Here is a 12,378-nt window from a genome sequence, read left to right on the forward strand (position 1 = left end):
ATTATTGTGCTCTGAACTGCTGGTTTAGCGGCGTAAAGCAAAGAGCGTGTTGCCGAATATTTGAATGCAACGTAGCGTTTCTGTCATCGGAAACGAAGAACCCAAGGAGCGCACGATGCAGAAGTTCGCCACCCCCGCCCCGGTCTCCGCCGTCCTCGACATCCCTGCGGGACGTATCCAGTTCATCGCGGCCGACCGGGCCGACACCACGGTCGATGTCCGGCCCGCCAGCGCCGCCAAGAGCCGCGATGTGAAGGCGGCGGAGCAGGTCGAGGTCACCTACAACGAGGGCGTCCTGCGGATCGAGACCCCGAAAGCGAAGAACCGGATCCTCGGCAACTCCGGATCCGTCGAGGTGACGGTCCAACTGCCCGCCGGCTCCCGCGTCGAGGCCAGGGCCGCGAGCGCCGAGCTCCGCGGTGTCGGCCGGCTCGGCGATGTCGCCTTCGAAGGCGCGTACCGCCAGATCAAGATCGACGAGGCCGCGAGCGTCCGTCTCACCGCGGTCGACGGCGACGTCGAGGTCGGCCGGCTGGGCGGCTCCGCGGAGATCAGCACCGCAAGGGGGGACATCCGGATCGCCGAGGCTGTGCGCGGCACGGTCGTGCTCCGCACCCAGTCCGGCGACATCTCGGTCGGCGCCGCCGCCGGCGTCTCGGCCGCCCTGGACGCTGACACCAACTACGGCCGCGTCAGCAACGCCCTCAAGAACGACGGCACCACCGAACTCGACATCCGTGCCACCACCTCCCACGGCGACATCACCGCCCGCAGCCTCTGAGGGAGCGGAATCCAGGACCATCCGGCCGGGCCCACCGCGACCGCGATCCTGTCGGTCGTCGCCGAGGACCCGGCCGTCCGTCCGAGAGGGGCCTGCGATCCACGCGCAGGGCCCGGAGAAGCCGTACAAGACGCTCTTACGCGACCAGGGGAAAGACATGACGAAGAACAGCACTTCCTCCACCCGCTCGCAGTGGACCGGCATGGTGCCGGTCGACGATACGGCCCTGGCCGTCACCGACACCGGCGGTCCCGGTGTCCCTGTGGTCTACCTCAACGGCCAGTTCGCCACCCAGGGGTACTGGCGACGGGTCATCGCTGACCTGGGGACGGGGTGGCGGCACATCACCTACGACGAACGGGCCCGCGGCGCATCGAAGCGTTCGGCGGACTATTCCTTCGAGGCAGCCGTCCGGGACGTCGATGCCGTCCTCGCGGCCAGGAGTGTGGACCGGGCGCTGGTGGTGGGCTGGTCCTACGGGGCGGTCGTCGGGGCGCACTGGGCCGACCGCAATCCGGAGCGCGCCTTGGGCGCGGTCCTCGTCGACGGCGCGTTCCCGTACGACTGGCTCGACGAGGCCATGGAGCAGCGGATCCGGAAGCTGTTCCGGCGGATGAGCTGGTTCCTGCCGCTGCTGCGCCCGACGGGCCTGGCCCCGCGGATGACCGCCGAACAGCAGGCGAACAGCAACATCGAGCTCGGCAGGCTCTCCCGCGAACGCGAGCTGGGCCCCGTGCTGGACGACATCACCGTCCCGGTGCGGTATGTGGTCGCTTCGGGGACGTCCTTCGGAAGCCGCGGTGACGAGCAGGAACGGATACGCACCAGCCTTGATGCGGTGACCGCACGCAACCCGAACATCCAGATCGGCGCGAAGGTCGCCAGCAACCACGGTGCGATCCTCAAGAAGGACTTCCCGTCCATCGCCAAGGCCGTACGCGAGGTCGCCGCCCTCGACCGCCGGGGGCGCTGAAGACGACCAGCGGACTCCCGGTCAGCCAGGCAGCGTCCAGCACGACGGCGTTGAGGACCAGGACGAGCGCGGCGGGCTGGTCCTCCTGGCCGTCGCGGGTACGCCTGGCGGATCTGGCCCCGGAGGCAGGTGCGTCCGTAGCCGTTCCCACTCGGCATCCATGAGATCGCCGCGATCATGCCGGCTCACATGGCATGCCCTCTTTGAACGACGTGCCGCCGCACGTTGTCGACCAGAAGTCATCGCCTGGCCGCGCTACTCGTCCTTGGGTGGCCGGGCCAGAATGAAGCTTCATGAATGACGGATCAAGCTGGCCCGTGGACAAACTGAGCGCACTCCGCCTCGGCAGGAGGCTCGTTGCGGAAGTCCCAGCATCGAAGCCGGGCCGCCAGGCGTTTGTGGACGTCCGCCCCAACAAGAGCCATCCCGACGCCCAGGCACAGGGCGAGGGATGGGTTCACAGCGACGCTGAACGCAGCTTCCACCTTGAGCACTGGGAGTACGACCGCGCACGCATCGACGGCTTCGACTACGACATCGGAGCAGTCCTCATCGGGTCCGCTGACGCCACGGACGAGTCCGAACTGATCACTGTGCTCAACGCATGGGGCGTCCGGCCTGGCCTCTTCGTCTACCCGTGGGAGAGCGAGGACCCCAAGTAATACGACGGAGAAGCCGTCAACGGCGGCTGTTCAACTCCGCCGCTGCCGCATCAAGGTGCTCACGAGGATGGACCGAAAGGTCAGTGCCCTTGGGAAAATACTGCGCAGCAGGACGTTGGTGTTCTCGTTCGAGCCGCGCTGCCACGGACTGCCGGGGTTGCAGAAGTTGACGGTGGTGATGAGGGCGTCGCGCACGGCTGCTGAGTTGTAGCCGTCGGGCAGGTGGACCAGCATCAGGTAACGGGTGCTGCGCTCGACCAGGGTGGCGATCGCGGAGTGCTTCTTGCGGCCGAGGATCAGGTCGCTCCCAGTGCCCGGGGACCGCCCGGTCGACTGCCTCGGCCGGCCGCTGGCTGATCATGGCCATGTTCTTGACGGCTCGAGAGCGTCGGCGGTCGGCCAGGCGGCGAGGGAGCCGCCTGGCGCGTCCAGTGCGCAGGGCCCGGGTCAGTTCGCGTCGGATCAACGGCTGGTTGCCCTGGGGCCTTCGGATCCCACGAAATTCGATGTCCACTGCCACCTCTGAGCTGAGGTGTTGCAACGACCGTTAGAACCCAGAAGATCGACGAGCGGCAGGTCCTGGCCGCCCTGATCGACAACGAACCGCACCTGGCCGCCGACCGACCCGGCCTGCTCATCCTGGCCGACAAGGGCTGCATCGCCGCCGAACTCGACCGCTTCCTGGCCGCCCGCAGCATCAGCCTGCTGCGACCGTCCTCCCGCAACCGCGGCACCCCACGCCCCCGAGAAGACCTGCTCAAGACGGTGCGGCAGCTGATCGAGTCGGTCAACGACACCCTCAAGGGCCAGCTCGACCTGGAACAACACGGCGGCCGGACCATGACCTGCGCCATCTGGCACAACCGCACCATCGGCGCACCCATCACTCGCTCACTGACCGCCTACGACCACTGAGCCACATCGGAACTACTCATCCAGGGGACCACATGGCCGTCAGGAGAGCCGGCGGCGCGGCACGGTGAAGTGATAGCCGGAGTCGAGCAGATGCGGCAGCCATTCGCGGATCGCGCGGACGGTCTGCGAACGGTCGCCCCCGGCATCGTGGGAGAGCACCACGACGCCGGGGGCGGCGCCGTTCTCGATGCGGTCGACGATGGTGCGCTTGCCCGGAGTGGTCCAGTCGAGGCTGTCGACGGTCCAGGCCATCGGCTCCATGCCCATCTCGGCGCCGAGCTGGAAGGCGGCGCGGTTCCAGGCACCGTACGGGGCGCGGAACCACTGCGGGCGCTCCCCGTAGGCGTCCTCGATGGCGTCGCTGGTCCGCCCCATCTCTGAGCGGATCTCTCTCCGGTCGAGGGTGGTCAGCAGCGGATGCGTCCAGGTGTGGTTGCCCACGACATGTCCCTCCTCCGCCATCCGGGCGAGCAGTTCCCGGTTCACGACGACGCACTCCCCGCACACGAAGAACATCGCCCGTACGTGGTAGCGGGCGAGGGTGTCCAGGATGTGCGGGGTGTACTCCGGGTTGGGGCCGTCGTCGAACGTCAGCATCATGTGCCGGCCGCGCCCGGAGATGCTCATGATGGGCTCGTGACGCACCTTCAGCCTGTGCGGTGCGGCCCGGGGCGGGCCGTAGCCGGTGAGCGGCTGGAGCCGGAAGGCGGAGGACTTGAGCTCCTGCCGGGCCTGCGGTCCGGGGACCGGGTCGGCGGTGTGGGCCGGCTCGTCCCCGTCGGCCGCCAGGACGGCTCCAGCGGTCCCCGCGGCCCCGAGGGCGGCACCGGCCAGCAGCATCCGGCGCCGGGTGAACAACTGATCCTTCTGCATGACTCATCAGTCGCCCGGCAGGCCACCGGCGCACCACAACGACACCGGTGCGGCGGCCGGAAAGCACCCGATCGGCCCACACCCACCACCCTGGGCAGGTTTGACCCCTAGGGTCTGTCCGACAATTCCCGTCTGCCGCCCTTCGGGCAACGACGCCAATTGTCAGACAGGCCCTAGCGGCGGCGGACCAGGGGGAAGGGCAGGGTCTCCCGGATCGTCAGACCGGTGAGGAACATGACGAGGCGGTCGACGCCCAGGCCGAGGCCGCCGGTCGGGGGCATCGCGTACTCGAGGGCGTCGAGGAAGTCCTCGTCGAGTTCCATGGCCTCGGGGTCGCCACCCGCGGCCAGCAGGGACTGCGCGGTGAGGCGGCGGCGTTGTTCGACCGGGTCGGTCAGCTCGGAGTAGGCGGTGCCGAGTTCGGTGCCGAAGGCAACGAGGTCCCAGCGTTCGGCGAGCCGCGGGTCGGTGCGGTGCTGTCGGGTCAGCGGCGAGACGTCGGTCGGGAAGTCCTTGTAGAAGGTGGGCGGCCCGGTGCGCTCCTCCACCAGCCGCTCGTACATCTCCAGGACGATGTCGCCGGGGCCGTCGTCGGCGGTGTACGGCACCCCGGTGCGGTCGCACAGCCGGTGCAGCCGGAGCAGTTCGGTGCCGGGCCCGATCTCGTCCCCCAGCACCTCGCTGAGCGCGCCGTGCACCGTCTTGACCGGCCAGATCCCGGAGATGTCGTACTCCTGGCCGTCCTTGCGGACGACGGGGGCGCCGAACGCGGCGGTCGCGGCGCCCTGGATCAGCTCGCGGGCGAGGTCGAGCATCACGTCGTAGTCGGCGTACGCCTGGTAGGCCTCCAGCATGGTGAACTCGGGGTTGTGCTTGTAGGAGACGCCCTCGTTGCGGAAGGTGCGGCCCAGTTCGAACACCTTCTCCAGGCCGCCGACGCACAGCCGCTTCAGGTACAGCTCGGGGGCGATGCGCAGGTACAGGTCGAGGTCGTAGGCGTTGCTGTGGGTGGTGAAGGGACGGGCGTTGGCGCCACCGTGGATCTGCTGCAGCATCGGGGTCTCGACCTCGAGGTAGCCGCGGTCCAGCAGGCCCTGGCGCAGCGCCTGTACGGCGGCGGAGCGGGCGCGGATCGCCCGGCGGGCGTCGGGGCTGGTGGCCAGGTCGAGGTAGCGGTGGCGGACCTTGGCCTCGGGGTCGGTGAGGCCGCGGCGCTTGTCGGGCAGCGGGCGCAGGCATTTTCCGGTGAGCTGCCAGGAGGTGACGAAGACGGTGGGCTCGCCCTTCTCGCTGAGGCCCGCGCGGCCGGTGGCGGTGACGTGGTCGCCGATGTCGGTGTCGGCGCGGAACCGGTCGAGGGCGGCCCCGGAGGCGTCGCGGGTGAGGGCGAGCTGGTGGTCCCCGGACCAGTCGCGCAGCACGGCGAAGACGAGGCCGCCGAAGTCGCGGACCAGCATGATGCGTCCGGCCACGGTGACGTCCTCGCCCCGCGGGACGGCGGCGAGGGCGTGGGTGGGGGCGGGGACGCCCACCGGGTAGGGGTCGGTGCCGGTGGCGCGCAGCCGGTCCAGGGTGCGGTGCCGGACGCGGACCTGGTCGGGCAGGCCCGCGTCCGGGGCCACGGGCCCGGTCTGGTCCCCTCCGTCGAGGCCGAGCGCCGTCAGGGACGGCAGGCCCGCCGTGGTGGCGGGCCGCTGCCCCGGTTTCGGGTGCCCCTTTCCCCAGAGTTTGCGCAGGGAAGGTACGGAGACGAACCCCTCGGCGATGCCGGAGGCCAGGCCGATGCGGGCGAGAGAGGCGGTCTCGCCGTAGCAGATGAAGCGCGGGTACCACTCCGGGTGGTACTTGGCGTTGGAGCGGTAGAGGGCCTCGAGCTGCCACCAGCGGGAGAAGAACAGCAGCAGGCGGCGCCAGAGCCGCAGCACGGGTCCGGCGCCGATGCGGGCGCCCTCCTCGAAGACGGAGCGGAAGACGGCGAAGTTCAGCGAGATCCGGTGCACGCCCAGCTTGGCGGCGGCCGCGCACAGTTCGGCGACCATGAACTCCATGACGCCGTTGGGTGCGGCGCGGTCACGGCGCATCAGGTCCAGGGAGATGCCGTCGCGTCCCCAGGGCACGAAGGAGAGCAGCGCGAGGAGTCGGCCGTCCTCGCCGATGGCCTCCACGAGCAGGCAGTCGCCGTCGGCGGGGTCGCCGAGCCGGTCCAGCGCCATGGAGAAGCCGCGTTCGGTCTCGGTGTCGCGCCAGGCGTCGGCCTTGCGGACGATCTCCTGCATCTCGTGCTCGGTGAGCGTGGCGTGGCGGCGGATGCGGCAGGTGGCGCCGGTGCGGCGGACCCGGTGCACGGCCTGGCGGGTGACGCGCATGTCCCGGCCGTTCAGGTCGAAGCCGGGGATGTGCAGGATCGCCTCGTCACCGAGCTGGAGGGCGCCGAGTCCGGCGCGGGCGTAGGCGCGGGCGCCGTCCTCGGAGGCGCCCATGACGGCGGGCGCCCAGGCGTGCCGGCGGGCCACGTCCTGCCAGGCGGCGATGGCGTGCGGCCAGGCCTCGCGGTCGCCGACGGGGTCGCCGCTGGCGAGGCAGACGCCGGCCTCGACGCGGTAGGTGACGGCGGCCTTGGCGCTCGGGGAGAAGACGACGGCCTTGTCGCGGCGGGTGGCGAAGTAGCCGAGCGAGTCCTGATCGCCGTACGCCCGCAGCAGGGCGCGGATGCGGGCCTCCTCGTCGTCGTGCAGGGCCGCCTCCAGGCGCTGTGAACGGAACAGCGCGGCGGCGGCGTTCAGCAGGGCGAGGGCGCCGAACAGGCCGAGCAGGAAGGTGACCGGGCGGGGCGGGCGGCCGTCGAAGGCGCTGTTGGACACCAGGCCGCCGCACACCCGGTCGGCGGCCCAGGCCAGGTGCTGGCCCTGGGGCAGGGAGCCCGGGAAGAGCATGACCAGGCCCCAGCCCAGCAGGATGGCGACGACGAGCCCGGCCAGGAGCACGGCCAGCGCCCGCCATACGGCGCCGTGGCGGGAGGCGGCGTAGAACTCGCCGCGGGCGACGACCAGCAGGGCCAGCAGGAGGCCGCACAGCACGAGGGACGGCACCGACTCGGCGTAGAGGCCGAGGGCCACGCCGAGGACGTCGTCCAGGACGAGCAGGCCGAGGTAGACGACGACCAGCCACCAGGCGATCCTCTTGCGGGCTGCGGTGGCGCCGGCCAGCAGGAACAGGAAGACGGCGTAGGCGAGGTTGGCGCTGATGGGGACGAGCAGCAGGTCGAGGGTGCGGACCAGCGGGTGGAGGAGGAGACGCAGCGGGGCGATGACGGCGAGCAGGGCGCACAGCAGGCCGAGCGAGGCGAAGAGGGTCCCGAAGGCCTCGGGCACCCACCCGAGACGTCCACCGGCGGCCGGGCGTGTCCCACCCGCGGCATCCCTGCGTGCGGCCTCGGCGGTGGCGGTCATGGTTCCGACTCTAGGAACCACGGACCCGCGCCGCCCGTCGAACGCCCCAGCCCCGGAGGGCGGGGACACCGGGCGATTCGCGGCACGATCGAGGCAGGCCGGCTCGCCCACGCCGAGACGCCCCACCCGACGCACGATCGCCGTCCGGTGGAGGACCTGCGGAAGGCCTACGCCCTGGGGCTGAGCCACGTCCGGCGCTCATCACCGGCACGGGCACGGCCGCCTCCCCGGCGGAGGACCCGCGGGCCGCGCTCCGAGCCCCGGGCCCCGCCCGGGACCCAGCGCCGGCACCCGTCGACCCCGGCTCCCCCACCAGGCGCGGCACAGCACGCACCGCCAGGGCCCGCGAACCGGCCACCCCCGGGCACCGTGACGTGCCCGCCCCGGCGCACCAGACCCCTCCCGCGACACGGCGACCCTGCGACGCGGTGCCGCAGGTGAGGAACCGCTCCCGCCCTCGCCCGTCCTCCTGGCGGAGCGGCCCCTTCCGATAGCCTCGGCGCGTGACGGAAGAGCATGAGCACCATGAGCAGCATGCCCATCGGTTCGAGCGCGGTACGGACGGGCCGAAGGTGATCGTGGTCGGCGTGGACGGGTCCGACTCCTCGTTGCGGGCCGCCGCGTACGCGGCCGGGCTGGCGCGCCGGCAGCACGCCCTGCTGGCCGTGGTGTACGTGCAGCCGGTGCTGGCGGCGGGGGCGGCGATGGGCGCGCCGGTGGCGGAGACGACCGACGCGATCGCCGAGGACCTGGTGACCTACATCCGGGAGTCGGCGGAGCGCCTCAAGGGGATATTCGAGGTGCGCTGGGAGTTCCACACCTTCCGCGGCGACCCCTACAACGGCCTGGTGAAGGCGGCCGACGAACTCAAGGCGGACGCGGTGGTGGTGGGCGCCTCGGAGCAGGCCGGGCACCGCATCATCGGCTCGGTGGCGGTGCGGCTGGTGAAGGCGGGGCGATGGCCGGTGACGGTCGTTCCGTAGGGTGCCCGCGCAGCAGCAGCGGCGTCGCGAGGAGCAGCGCTCCGGCCAGCGCGATCGCCGTGCGCGGCCCGGTGACCGCGGCCAGCAGCCCCCACAGGGCCGTCAGGGCCGCGGTGGCGGCCTTGCTGGTGACCGTCCAGGCGGACAGGGTGCGGGCGGCCCGGTCGGAGGGCGTCAGCTCCAGCCGCTCGGTGGCGAGGACCGGGTTGTAGATGCCGGCGCAGGTGATCAGGCCCAGTTCGACCGCCATGACGAGGACCAGCCCGGGCACGCCGGGGCGGATCAGCGCCAGCCCGAGCGACCAGCAGGCGCGCAGCACCCCCGTGGTGAGCAGCACCCGGCGCCTGCCGTAGCGGGTGACCAGCGGGCGGGCCAGGCGGGAGCCGAGCAGGCCGCCGAGGCAGGGCACGGCGAAGGCGAGGCCGTACTGCCAGGGCGGGAAGCCGAGCGGGCCGAGCATGAGGACGGCCAGCAGCGGCGACGTCGCCATGATGAGGGCGTTGACCAGGACCGTGTTCAGGAACAGCGGGCGCAGCACCGGGCTGGTGAGCAGGTGCCGCCAGCCCTCCAGCAGGTCCGCGACGCGCGTCCGCTCCGCGCCGGCGCGCACCGGGCGTGGCTCGTCCGTGCCGATCGCGCGGATGCCGAGCGCGGACAGCAGGTAGCTGACGGCGTCGGCCGCCACCGTCGTCACCGGCCCGAACAGACCGATCGCGGCTCCGCCGAGCGGGGGCCCGAGCACGGTGGCGGTCCAAGTGGTCGACTCGAACCTGCCGTTGGCGGCGAGCAGCCCGCCGGGCGGCACCAGGCTCTTGAGGTGGGCGCCGGAGGCCGTCCGGAAGGTGATGTCGGCGGTCGCGACGACGACGGAGACGAGGAGCAGCTGGGCGAAGCCGAGCACGCCGAGCACGTAGGCGACGGCGACGCTGAGCATCGCCAGGCAGCGCAGCAGGTCCGCGCCGATCATCACCGGCCGTTTGCGCCGGAACTCCACCCAGGGCCCGAGCGGCACCGCCGCCACCGCGCCCACCGCGAGTCCGGCCGAGGCGAGCAGCGCCACCTCGGCGGACCCGGCGTGCAGGACGCGGACCGCGATCAGCGGGAGGGCGTCGAAGGCCAGCCAGGTGCCGAGGGTGCTGACGCCGAACGCGGCCCACAGCCACCCGAACTGCCGCCCCAGACCCATGCGCACCCTTCCCTCCCCGTCGGACCCCGGACATGAAAGCGGGCAGGTGGCCGCCGGGGCAAACAACCGGCGGCAGCATGGCCACAACCGGTGGTTGTAGGTCGACGGGACTACGATGGCGGCGTGGATCTGAAGGGCGTGCGCACCTTCGTCGCGGTGGCGGACGCGGGCCGGTTCCAGGAGGCCGCCGCCTGCCTCGGCGTCACCCAGCAGGCGGTCTCCAAGCGGATCGCGGCCCTGGAGAAGGACCTCGGCGTCCTGCTGTTCAGGCGCACCGCGCGGGGCGCGGAGCCGACCGCCGACGGGCAGGCGTTCCTGCCGTACGCCCGGGAGCTGCTGCTGGCGGCGGAGCGGGCCGCCGCCTCCGTACGGCCCGGCCGGCGCGCCCTGCGCGTCGACGTCATCGGCCAGCGGCTCGCGCCCGCCGACCTGCTGCGCGACTTCCACCGGGCCCACCCCGCGACCGATCTGGACGTCGTCACCCTGTTCGACGCCGGTACGGCCGTGGCCGCCGTGCGCTCGGGCACCGTGGACGCCACCTTCCGGGCCGTCTGCATGCCCGGGTCGCGGCTGCCGGAGGGCCTGCTGGCCGCCCGGGTGCTGGACGAGCCGCTGCATCTGCTGACCGGTCGGGGGCACGCGCTCGCCGGTGCCCGCTCGGTGACGCCGGCGCAGCTCGCCGGGCACCGGATCTGGATGCCGGGCATCGTGGACGGCACCGAGTGGGCCGCCTACTACGCGGCGCTGGCCCGCGAGTTCGGCCTGACCGTCGACTCGGTCGGGCCCAACTTCGGCATCGAGGCGCTGCTGGACGCGGTCGCCGACTCCGCCTCGCTCGCCACCTTCGTCGGTGCGCGGACGCGTCTGGGCCGGCCCGCCGGGCACGACCTGCGGCGCATCCCGCTGACCGACCCGACCCCCGTCTATCCGCACTCGCTGGTCTGGGACGCGGCCAACGCGCACCCGGGCCTGGCCGCCCTGCGCACCCACCTGACCGCCGGTGGGCCGGCCCGGGCCGCGGTCCGCACCTGGACACCGGCCTGGGCCGAGCGTGGCGTCTTCCGTCCGGGGCGGCCCTGAGACATCATGATCCGCCGTCAGCCGTTTGCCGTCGGCGAAGAGGTGAGGCACATGGCCAAGCTCCGTGCGGGTGAAGGGATTCTCCGCCGCAAACCCATCGAGCACATCGAGGAGACCGAGGTCGGCCAGGGGGCACGGCTCGACCGGTCGCTCGGCCTGTGGCAGCTCACCGCGATCGGCGTGGGCGGCATCATCGGCGCGGGCATCTTCACGCTGGCCGGCACGGTGGCCAACGGTACGGCCGGGCCCGCGGTGCTGGTGTCGTTCCTCATCGCGGGCCTCGCGAGCGCCTGCGCCGCGCTGTCGTACGCCGAGTTCGCCGGGCTGATCCCGAAGGCGGGCTCGGCGTACACGTACGGCTACGCGGTGCTGGGCGAGTTCGCGGGCTGGTTCATCGGCTGGGACCTGCTGCTGGAGTACACGGCGATCGTCGCCGTGGTCGCCATCGGCATCTCCGGCTACTTCGGCTTCCTGGTCGAGGAGATGGGCGCGAAACTGCCCGCCTGGATGCTGGGGGCGCCCGGCACCGGGGCCGGGCACCGGGTCGACCTGTTCGCCATGGTGCTGTGCCTGCTGATCGCCTGGCTGCTCAACCTGGGCATCCGCAGCGCGGCCCGCTTCGAGACGTTCGTGGTCGCGCTGAAGGTGCTGGTGGTGCTGCTGGTGATCGGGGTGGGGATGTTCCACATCAACAGTGCGAACTACCACCCGTTCTTCCCGTTCGGCATCAGCGGCGCGTTCACGGGTGCGGCGACGGTGTTCTTCGCGGTGTTCGGCTACGACGCCATGTCCACGGCGGCCGAGGAGTCCAAGGACGCGCAGCGGCACATGCCGAAGGCGATCATCTACTCGCTGGTGATCTCGATGGTGCTGTACGTGGCGGCCTGCCTGGTACTGACGGGCATGCAGAACTACAAGCACATCGACCCGGAGAGCGGCTTCTCGTCGGCGTTCAAGTCGGTGGGCCTGAACGGGCTCGCGGACGTGATCGCCGTGGGCGCGATCATCGGCATCCTCACGGTGATGTTCACGTTCATGCTGGGCGTGACCCGGGTGTGGTTCTCGATGTCCCGCGACGGGCTGCTGCCGCCGTGGTTCGCCAAGACGCACCCGACCCGGCACGTGCCCACCCGGGTGACCTGGATCGTGGGGGTCGCCTCGGCCCTGATCGCCGGGGTCATCCCGATCGGGGAGGCGGCCGAGCTCACCAACATCGGCATCCTGCTGGCGTTCGTGGTGGTGTGCACGGCGGTGATCGTGCTGCGCTACCGGCACCCCGAACTGCCGCGCACCTTCCGGACCCCGTGGATGCCGTTCCTGCCGGCGCTGGGCGTGCTCTTCTCGATCTGGCTGATCACCTTCCTGCAGTGGCAGACCTGGGTGCGGTTCGCGGTGTGGTTCCTGGTCGGCTGCGTGATCTACGCCGCGTACTCCTACCGGCACTCCGCGCTGGCGGCGCGCCGGCCGGCCGAGTGA

At 71.7% G+C, this 12,378-nt stretch carries 9 protein-coding genes and 2 pseudogenes; 7 read left to right on the forward strand and 4 right to left on the reverse strand.

The genetic code is table 11. The features are described from left to right. Nucleotides 1-115: 115 nt before the first annotated feature. The 3 genes from ACZ404_RS01075 to ACZ404_RS01085 all read left to right on the forward strand — a co-directional run bounded on the left by ACZ404_RS01075 (nt 116) and on the right by ACZ404_RS01085 (nt 2,416). Complete coding sequence (locus tag ACZ404_RS01075) at nt 116-781, forward strand: DUF4097 family beta strand repeat-containing protein (protein WP_468435159.1); 666 nt, start codon at nt 116-118, stop codon at nt 779-781. Nucleotides 782-938: 157 nt separating this feature from the next. Beyond that, the gene (locus ACZ404_RS01080; RefSeq protein ID WP_468435160.1) at nt 939-1,754 is read left to right on the forward strand and encodes an alpha/beta fold hydrolase; all 816 of its coding nucleotides are present in this window, start codon (nt 939-941) and stop codon (nt 1,752-1,754) included. Nucleotides 1,755-2,071: 317 nt separating this feature from the next. After that, nucleotides 2,072-2,416 carry a hypothetical protein gene (locus ACZ404_RS01085; protein WP_468435161.1) on the forward strand — a complete coding sequence of 115 codons (345 nt, stop codon included), beginning with the start codon at nt 2,072-2,074 and terminating at the stop codon, nt 2,414-2,416. Nucleotides 2,417-2,432: 16 nt separating this feature from the next. Here the strand turns inward: ACZ404_RS01085 and ACZ404_RS01090 are convergent. Beyond that, a pseudogene (locus tag ACZ404_RS01090) lies at nt 2,433-2,879 on the reverse strand (transposase); the annotation flags it as partial. Between the two features lie 95 nt (nt 2,880-2,974). Between ACZ404_RS01090 and ACZ404_RS01095 the strand changes: the two are divergent. Continuing rightward, a pseudogene (locus ACZ404_RS01095) lies at nt 2,975-3,331 on the forward strand (IS982 family transposase); the annotation flags it as partial. Between the two features lie 39 nt (nt 3,332-3,370). On the opposite strand, the gene ACZ404_RS01100 reads toward ACZ404_RS01095, so the two are convergent. Further along, complete coding sequence (locus ACZ404_RS01100) at nt 3,371-4,204, reverse strand: polysaccharide deacetylase family protein (RefSeq protein WP_468435162.1); 834 nt, start codon at nt 4,202-4,204, stop codon at nt 3,371-3,373. Nucleotides 4,205-4,377: 173 nt separating this feature from the next. Next, nucleotides 4,378-7,653, reverse strand: coding sequence for a bifunctional lysylphosphatidylglycerol synthetase/lysine--tRNA ligase LysX (gene lysX / locus ACZ404_RS01105; protein WP_468435163.1), 3,276 nt, complete (start codon nt 7,651-7,653; stop codon nt 4,378-4,380). Between the two features lie 503 nt (nt 7,654-8,156). On the opposite strand from lysX, the gene ACZ404_RS01110 reads away from it, so the two are divergent. Next, complete coding sequence (locus ACZ404_RS01110; RefSeq protein ID WP_468435164.1) at nt 8,157-8,636, forward strand: universal stress protein; 480 nt, start codon at nt 8,157-8,159, stop codon at nt 8,634-8,636. Here ACZ404_RS01110 and ACZ404_RS01115 read toward each other — a convergent pair. Further along, nucleotides 8,572-9,822 carry an MFS transporter gene (locus ACZ404_RS01115; RefSeq protein ID WP_468435165.1) on the reverse strand — a complete coding sequence of 417 codons (1,251 nt, stop codon included), beginning with the start codon at nt 9,820-9,822 and terminating at the stop codon, nt 8,572-8,574. The two genes, ACZ404_RS01110 and ACZ404_RS01115, sit on opposite strands and share 65 nt — an antisense overlap. Before the next feature lie 123 nt (nt 9,823-9,945). Between ACZ404_RS01115 and ACZ404_RS01120 the strand changes: the two genes are divergently transcribed. Both ACZ404_RS01120 and ACZ404_RS01125 read left to right on the forward strand, forming a co-directional pair. After that, the gene (locus ACZ404_RS01120; RefSeq protein ID WP_468435166.1) at nt 9,946-10,902 is read left to right on the forward strand and encodes a LysR family transcriptional regulator; all 957 of its coding nucleotides are present in this window, start codon (nt 9,946-9,948) and stop codon (nt 10,900-10,902) included. A gap of 51 nt (nt 10,903-10,953) precedes the next feature. Next, on the forward strand, nt 10,954-12,378 hold the full coding sequence (locus ACZ404_RS01125) for an amino acid permease (RefSeq protein WP_468435167.1): 1,425 nt from the start codon (nt 10,954-10,956) through the stop codon (nt 12,376-12,378).

It is taken from the genome of Streptomyces sp. NPDC030798 (assembly GCF_055572275.1).

What these genes read in the sequence shown, in the direction of transcription:
- ACZ404_RS01075 (WP_468435159.1), top strand. Translation starts at nt 116, where the DNA reads ATGCAGAAGTTCGCCACCCCCGCCCCGGTCTCCGCCGTCCTCGACATC.
- ACZ404_RS01080 (WP_468435160.1), top strand. Translation starts at nt 939, where the DNA reads ATGACGAAGAACAGCACTTCCTCCACCCGCTCGCAGTGGACCGGCATG.
- ACZ404_RS01100 (WP_468435162.1), bottom strand. Translation starts at nt 4,204, where the DNA reads ATGCAGAAGGATCAGTTGTTCACCCGGCGCCGGATGCTGCTGGCCGGT.
- lysX (WP_468435163.1), bottom strand. Translation starts at nt 7,653, where the DNA reads ATGACCGCCACCGCCGAGGCCGCACGCAGGGATGCCGCGGGTGGGACA.
- ACZ404_RS01115 (WP_468435165.1), bottom strand. Translation starts at nt 9,822, where the DNA reads ATGGGTCTGGGGCGGCAGTTCGGGTGGCTGTGGGCCGCGTTCGGCGTC.
- ACZ404_RS01125 (WP_468435167.1), top strand. Translation starts at nt 10,954, where the DNA reads ATGGCCAAGCTCCGTGCGGGTGAAGGGATTCTCCGCCGCAAACCCATC.